Genomic DNA, 7,367 nt, shown 5'->3' on the forward strand with positions numbered 1-7,367 from the left:
AAGAAGAAAGCGTGCGAGCCTTACTAGATAAGAGGAAGTGTTGCGCCATAATTTTGTTTATTTAACCTAATAAAATCACTATAATAATGCAAGTTTTGGCATTCTCAATGATTAAATAATGCCATTTTTTACACTTAAAGTCAATAAGGAATGCCAAAATGAGCATTAAAGAACGATTACGTCTTGTTATTGAGTCGCAAAAACTGACAGTAAAGGATTTTGCAGAATTAGTTGATACACCACTTAGAACAGTGCATAACTATCTTAATAGTGGTAAGGAGCCTAGTATGGAGTTTCTTTCTAAAATTTCTAAAAAATTTAATATTAATTTAAATTGGCTGCTATTGAATCAAGAGGATATGTTTTTAACTGAAAAAGATATTAATTTGAATTTAGATGAATCTGAATTGCTCAACAATTATCGTTCTGCAAATGAAGTGGGAAAGCGTATTTTAAAAAGAACCTCTAAAATTATTTTTAATGAATTGAGTAATAATGATGTACAACACTCAGATTAGTAATTTAGATGCTATAGATTGGTTAAAAACCTTAGATTCATCATCTGTAGATCTAGTTATTACAGATCCTCCTTATGAATCATTAGAAAAGCATAGGAAAATTGGAACAACTACTCGTTTAAAACAAAGTAAATCCTCTAGTAATCAATGGTTTGAGATCTTCCCTAATCAGCGTTTTGAAGAATTGCTAATTGAAATATATCGAGTTTTAAAGAAAGACAGTCACTTTTACCTATTTTGTGATCAGGAAACTATGTTTGTAATAAAACCTATCGCAGAAAAAATAGGATTTAAATTTTGGAAACCTATAGTATGGGATAAGGTCGCCATCGGTATGGGGTATCATTATAGAGCACGATATGAATTTATCTTATTCTTTGAAAAAGGAAAGAGGAAATTAAATAATTTATCAATCCCAGATATTCTTGTTGAAAAAAGGATCGTTAGAGGCTATCCAACAGAAAAACCTATAAATTTAGCGAAGACTCTCATTGAACAAAGCTCTAATAAAGGTGAATTAGTAATCGATCCATTTTGTGGTTCAGGTTTTGTTGGTGTCGCAGCTAAAATAACAAATAGAAGTTTTAAAGGGACGGATATTAATTTAGATGCTATTAAATTAGCTATAGCTAGAATATCTAATGTATAAGTTAAAAATTGCATAGCTATGACAGCTATGCAATTTTTTTACTGAATGGTTTTAAATGCATTAACCCATCTTTTTAAAGTTGAAGCTCTTCTTTTAGCTGTATCTTCACTTAATCCATTAGCATTATCTAATAAATATTGCGTCGCAGAATTTGGATCTATATCTAAGATAGAATTAACACCTTGATTTTTCATCCATAAATAACCACATTCAGAATTTTCAAATTGAACTCTTAATATTTTTAACCATTCATTTTCTTCCTGAATTTCTGTTATCCTATTTCCAATAGGAGTTAAGTAATTATATCTCTCATTTATTAACCCTAATAAATAACAAGCATCTCTATAATAAGAGATCTGTCGTTCAGAAGTTACGCCTAATTTATCAAGAGCTACAACATTATCTGATTTTAGTATATCTAAATATTTTTTAACTTTATAAATATCATTAGCTTGAGGAACCATAGTGCTATCAAGATAAGTGTCTAATTTTGAATCTACTAGATTTAATAACTCTCCTGCAAGTTCTGAATTTATGTTTAATAATTTTACTGTAGAGCTTTCATCAATAAATTGAATAACGCTATCATAAGATTTTATGAGATTTAATAATTTCCAAGTTGATTTAACATCAATATGTTTATTATTTAATATCTCTTTAAATTTGTGTTTATCATTAAAGCTTAATAAATCAGAGTAAGATTTTTCTTTATTTTCTTGTAATGCATTACCCTCACACTTTGTCTTTACTCTAAAAACAAAAGAGCCATGAATTGCGTCTTGAGGAAAAAGATTAATGTTAACATTATTCTTAGAAAAAATAGATTTTATTAAATTACTAAAAAGTATTGTTATTTCATTAAGTTTAGTATTTGTAAGATTATTTGCAGCAACTCTTATCTTGTGAGTATGAGAACGAGTATCATCCCAATTTATATTTTCGGAAATATATATAGTATCATCTGGCATTAAATAAGGATAATTTCTAGTTGATATCCAGTCTTCTTCTTTTTCACCAGTATCTACATTTAATTTAAGTAATTTAATCTTTTCACAATCATCCCCCTTCATCATTTTGATGACAGGAATGTCTTTTTGTTCTAAGCGATTTTTCTTCTCCTCTGAAATAGGCATAATTAGCCATAAATCATTTTCTTGTTCATCATCCAATCCCAAACTATAACAAAAAAAGAAATGTCTATATTCATTAAATGCCGTAAAAACTACAGGTTCACCATAAAATGCATATACATTATGGTAAAATAATTTTCCAAAATCAGTTTCTAAAAATAATATTTTTCTCATACTCTTACAAATCCTGTAGGAAAAATATTTTTATAAAGCCACATAGAAATATGTCCCGTATTATGGTTTTCAATTCCTTTTCCATATTCAGGTTTAATCATTCCAACCGCAATGAATTTCCCCTTAAATGCATGAGGTCTTAGATTTAGCATATATTGAGCTTTATCAAGAGAATTAAAGAAAGAAGTTGCATAAAATTCTACTCTTTCTCTGTAATGTAAGTAATTTTTCTGTCTAGGATCCTTAAAGCTTGCTAAAAAATCATCTATATCAGGTTGCTCTTTACTTACCATTCGATAAGCTTCTTTATTTATCTCCACAGCCTCTTGAGGCGGTAATTCAAAACCTAAATCTTGAGGATAATCACAATCCCAAGTTCTAATATTCATTCTTGATTCCCTTGTTAAAATTTTATACCAACATTTTCTATTAAATAGAGCTTTTATTTATTTCTTCGAAGCCTGTATTAGCTCTTTTAGGGTTGTAATTTCACTATCCTTCTGCTCAAGTAATTTTTTCAATAACTCTTCTTTTTCATTCGCATGAGACAAAGCCAACTTCAACCGTTCAATCTCAATCGACAACTGGGCTTCCCCACCACCTTGATATACCGAACCTAACGGTGATTCAATTTGAAAACAGATATTCTTACCATCTGATTGCATTAGCTCAACTACATCAATATCGAATACTTGTGCAATTTGTTCGAGTTTGTCTAGGTAAATTTTACTTTCACCACGCTCAATTTTAGCATAGCCATTTAGCGACATATTCAGTTTTCAGCCATCTGTTCCTGCGACCAATCCTTTGCTTCTCGGATCTTTCGAATCTTCTCATTGACACTCATTTTGTACCTGTAAAATTTCTTGAATACCCACTGCTAGGGTAGTTGATAGAGATTACCAGTTGCTACAGCAAAACAACCACATTATGTATTATAGCTATATTTAATGCGGATTTTTACTAAAAATTTCCCTAAATTTATCATACTAATCATTATAGGTTTTTTATTATGAATAAGCTATATCCATCTTTCGTTGCAATGTTTTTATCTGCAAATGTTTTCGCTTTGTCACCTTTAGAGCAAGCTAAAGTAGATACCGTTGAAAAGGTCTATCAAACCAATGATTTAGAAGGCTACTCAACAAGAGAGTTTGCAGATTTGCAAATGAAAGCAACAGATATTCATAACGAAAATGAATATGAATACGGCGGAACATGCCTTTCCGAATTTTGGATCTATGGAATGGTGAGAAATCAAGTTGAAGTAAAACCTATTATAAAAATTATTAATGAGCAGGTAAATGTCACGCTAAAAAATAAGAAGAAAATCATTAATTTAGTCTATCAACTCGAATGTAAAAACAACCAATGCTTAGTATCAGATGTTATTACTAAACAAGGATATAGTTATAAGAAAAACTTAGCTTCTTGTATCAAGCAATATCAATAAGGGAAATGTTATGAGAAAAATACTTAAGGTAGTAATGCTAACCTTATCATTAACTTCTTGTGCAGAAGTTACAGAGGGACTTCGAGATATTTCACAAGGTACATTTGTGAAGAAAAGAGTTGGCAATCCATTTAGAACGGAGCAAACCACTGATTCATCTTTATATAACAGTTTGGTTAATCTATCTCAAGGTAAAGCAGTAGGTTCATCTATAAAGATGGAAACATCCGATCTTATGTTCTTTAAGGCATTAAGCCATAATACTTTAATTCAAGAAAATGAAGTAAATTATGACTACGACCAAGTCGAATTATTAAGTAATGAATTAAAACGCCACAAAATCTTTGTTAAAGAGAGTAAAGCAGGTGAAAAATGTTCATCTCCTTTATCAAATAATCAAGGATACACATCATCAACTTACGAATTTATGATTAATGGTAAAAAACTATATATCCTTCAATATGGAAGTATTTGTGGAAGTTGTTTATATAAACCAATTGTAATTACCAAGAATCAGCCTTGTAAAGTCCTCAATACTCTTTAAATTTTAGGTATAACACGAGAATGTTTAAAAATTTGCTTAAAGAATATCAAGAAGGATACGTATATCTCTTTTCTGATAGAAGTTTCTATAAGAAGCTTTGGATTATTCCTTTTTTACTATTTTTTCCATTTATAAAGTATCCATTCGGCATAATATTTATTAAAGGATGGCAGGTTCAGATGGTTGAAGATATTATGTTAGATAAGCCTTTGCAATCATTACAAATAAAGAAAATAGTTCTGAAAGGGTTACAAATAACAGGAGTTACAATTATATATTGGATCATTCCAACAGCTTTTTGTTATTTATTAGGACTAAAAGGTATTCTAGGATTGTTCTTAGATATACTTGAATTTATACAAGGCGGGTTAACAGGTTATCTTACGGATTACGTTGAGGATTATATTGCAACGTTATTTATCTACTTTATATGGGGTATGATCTCAAATCCAATTCTTCAATGTGGAATCATTAGATATGCATTAACTGGAAAATGGTTAGAATTATTAAATATACCGAAAAACATCTTATTTCTAATGGCTAATTTACATAATTTCTTAAAATTTTATGTTTTTTATCTAGTCACAGTATTGCTTTTAATAATCCTTGATTCGTTATTATTATTTATAGCGTTTCCTATTGAGATTTTGTTGCTACCATTTTTACTTGTTCTCTATTATGGTTCAGTTTCGCATGAGTTAGGGCATCTAGCAAAAAATGCATTTCTCAAGCAGGTTAATAGTAAAAAAGATTTAACTGCTGATAATCCAACAGATTATATTGAAAATACACATTCACATTAAGAGGATTAGTTATGATTGAAAAATCGTTATTTACATACTTTATTGAAGCATTTACTAAAAACTATGTAAACTTTAAAGGACGTGCTAGACGAAAAGAGTATTGGGGATTTACTTTATTTTATGCGTTAATATTCGCTATTTTAGGTGCTTTTGCTTTTACAGGTATTGGAGTAATACTTTTTTTAGTAGTTTTTGTTGTTACCTTACCACCTTCAATATCCCTAACAGTCCGTAGATTACACGATATAAATTTATCGGGTTGGTTTACTTTATATATGTTAATTATGCTAATTCCTGTTATTGGTGAAGCGATTGCAATCGTCATTTCAATCGTCATCGGAGTTGTGCAAGGTAGTGCCGAATCGAATAAATTTGGCGAAAATCCTGTAATATTGAATAAATAATTACGGACACTAGCGATAACAAATAATAGATGAAAGCAACTTCGTGAGGAATTGCTTTTTTATTTGACGAAAAATTTTCAAAGGACTATATTTACACTAATTTGCAGGGAAAACTTACTACAAATTATATAATTAGCCAAGGAATACAACTTTATTCAATCACCAATTAATACACATTAACAGGTGTGTAGCGAATGTTTAGGTGACAGCAAATTTCATCTTGTAAATTTCCTGTTTTAACAATCGCAATTTCACTCATTTTAAATGAGCCTTCCACAAGTTCCTTGTGGGTAACGGTATTCGAGGCATAAACGCTTTGAGCCGACTTGAAATTTTCAAGTGGGCGATTTTTTATGTCTGGCGTTTAGCAAATCTCGAATGCCTTGTACTACACAAGGAAATTCGCAATGGCTCAACATTATTTACTTTCAAGCAAATCCAAAAACATCAATTTAAAAGATATTTTACGCCTTACAGAAGAAGATGCTTTTTACCTTTTAAAAACTCACCGTTGGGGAAACCCTGATAATGTTCGTGATGTATGCTGTCCGCATTGTAGTATTCGCCACGAAGCCTATTTCCTTGCGTCTCGTAAACGTTGGTGTTGTAAACATTGCAAACGCCATTTTTATATTACAACAAATACAGCCTTTGCCTTTCATAAGGTTGATTTAGTCGATATTCTTTCTGTCATCTTAATGATGGTAAATAGCTCAAAAGGCATTAGTGCGATTGATGTTAGTCGTCATCTTAATTTGAACTACAAAACGGCATTTGTACTTTGTGGGAAAGTTCGCGAAGCTTTATTTAAAACGCGCGATTTAAGTCCATTGTCAGGCGAAGTTCACGAAGATGGAATGTTGATCAACTTTACCTTGCGCCCAACTAATTTCCGTAAAAACAATTATAAACAACGTCAAAAAGCCGATGAGAAAGGTCGCAAATATCCCAAATTTAGAGCGACTAAACGTTGTCTATACGCCATTACACAACGAGCTGCAAACGATAGCAATGTATGGGGAGCAAACCGAACCATTGTCGCAATGGATTACACCGAAAATGCTGATACTGTTTTTGCATTAAATCAACGCTTTGTCAAATCAGGCAGTGATATTATGTGTGATGAAAACCCTGCTTATAAAAGTCTTGATTTTCACTACATCCGTTGGTCGGTGAATCATCAAGAGGCTTATAGTGCGAAAGGTGTAAACAACAATCTAGCAGAATCTTTTAATGCCAGAATGCGCGACTTAATGCGTGGTACACACCATAAAACCGATAATAAATATGCCTTACACTATGCCAATCAAGCTGCATTCTTTTCAGATAACCGCCGTAAATCAAATGGGGAACTCTTTGAAGATGTCCTCAAACGTTGCTTATGGGTATTACCACTCAAAGAGTGGGTAGGTTATTGGCAAGGAAATCATCGTGAAGGTGAGCTTCTAGGCATGAAAGCCTTTGCACCTAACGAAATTTCATCACTCTACTTTAAGCGACTTGAAGAACAAGCTGCATACGATGAAATTCTGATGGCAGCATAGAATCGTATAGACGCTAATAGACTTAGATGGAATTATATAGAAAGAAATAGCTTACCTGAATGAAGGTTGAGCGGAATAGTTACGCCTTGAGTTTGAAAAAATGGAAAATTGATGTGAAAAATTGCGAGGTTGAAGTTAGAATTTGAGG

Annotated in this window: 9 protein-coding genes and 1 pseudogene; 7 read left to right on the forward strand and 3 right to left on the reverse strand. The window is 31.5% G+C overall.

The genetic code is table 11. The features are described from left to right. The first annotated feature begins 158 nt into the window (after positions 1 to 158). Both HMPREF1052_RS02730 and HMPREF1052_RS02735 read left to right on the forward strand, forming a co-directional pair. Positions 159 to 518: a helix-turn-helix domain-containing protein gene (locus tag HMPREF1052_RS02730; protein ID WP_005759366.1), complete on the forward strand. Its 360-nt coding sequence runs from the start codon at positions 159 to 161 to the stop codon at positions 516 to 518. Continuing rightward, the gene (locus HMPREF1052_RS02735) at positions 496 to 1,167 is read left to right on the forward strand and encodes a DNA-methyltransferase (protein ID WP_005759372.1); all 672 of its coding nucleotides are present in this window, start codon (positions 496 to 498) and stop codon (positions 1,165 to 1,167) included. Before HMPREF1052_RS02730 ends, HMPREF1052_RS02735 begins: the two co-directional genes overlap by 23 nt. Positions 1,168 to 1,205: 38 nt before the next feature. Here HMPREF1052_RS02735 and HMPREF1052_RS02740 read toward each other — a convergent pair whose 3' ends face one another. From HMPREF1052_RS02740 to HMPREF1052_RS02750, 3 genes and pseudogenes are all read right to left on the reverse strand, one after another. Then, positions 1,206 to 2,471 (reverse strand): DUF6575 domain-containing protein, encoded by a 1,266-nt coding sequence (locus HMPREF1052_RS02740; RefSeq protein WP_005759378.1) that lies wholly within the window; start codon positions 2,469 to 2,471, stop codon positions 1,206 to 1,208. Continuing rightward, positions 2,468 to 2,860 carry a hypothetical protein gene (locus HMPREF1052_RS02745; protein WP_005759377.1) on the reverse strand — a complete coding sequence of 131 codons (393 nt, stop codon included), beginning with the start codon at positions 2,858 to 2,860 and terminating at the stop codon, positions 2,468 to 2,470. Before HMPREF1052_RS02745 ends, HMPREF1052_RS02740 begins: the two co-directional genes overlap by 4 nt. Before the next feature lie 57 nt (positions 2,861 to 2,917). Beyond that, positions 2,918 to 3,318: pseudogene (locus HMPREF1052_RS02750) on the reverse strand (helix-turn-helix domain-containing protein). Positions 3,319 to 3,483: 165 nt separating this feature from the next. On the opposite strand from HMPREF1052_RS02750, the gene HMPREF1052_RS02755 reads away from it, so the two are divergent. From HMPREF1052_RS02755 to HMPREF1052_RS02775, 5 genes are all read left to right on the forward strand, one after another. Beyond that, entirely contained in the window at positions 3,484 to 3,924 is a 441-nt protein-coding gene (locus HMPREF1052_RS02755; RefSeq protein ID WP_005759364.1) for a hypothetical protein, read from the forward strand. Between the two features lie 34 nt (positions 3,925 to 3,958). Next, positions 3,959 to 4,468, forward strand: a complete 510-nt coding sequence (locus HMPREF1052_RS02760) for a hypothetical protein (RefSeq protein WP_231284608.1) — start codon at positions 3,959 to 3,961, stop codon at positions 4,466 to 4,468. A 20-nt stretch (positions 4,469 to 4,488) separates the two neighbouring features. Continuing rightward, positions 4,489 to 5,271 (forward strand): DUF4013 domain-containing protein, encoded by a 783-nt coding sequence (locus tag HMPREF1052_RS02765; RefSeq protein ID WP_005759373.1) that lies wholly within the window; start codon positions 4,489 to 4,491, stop codon positions 5,269 to 5,271. Between the two features lie 11 nt (positions 5,272 to 5,282). After that, a complete protein-coding gene (locus HMPREF1052_RS02770) occupies positions 5,283 to 5,675 on the forward strand; it encodes a DUF805 domain-containing protein (RefSeq protein ID WP_005759374.1) in 393 nt (130 codons plus the stop codon). 407 nt (positions 5,676 to 6,082) lie between these two features. After that, positions 6,083 to 7,219 carry an IS1595 family transposase gene (locus tag HMPREF1052_RS02775; protein ID WP_005759376.1) on the forward strand — a complete coding sequence of 379 codons (1,137 nt, stop codon included), beginning with the start codon at positions 6,083 to 6,085 and terminating at the stop codon, positions 7,217 to 7,219. Positions 7,220 to 7,367 lie beyond the last annotated feature (148 nt).

It is taken from the genome of Pasteurella bettyae CCUG 2042, from assembly GCF_000262245.1.
GTDB classification, from domain to species: Bacteria; Pseudomonadota; Gammaproteobacteria; order Enterobacterales; family Pasteurellaceae; genus Basfia; species Basfia bettyae.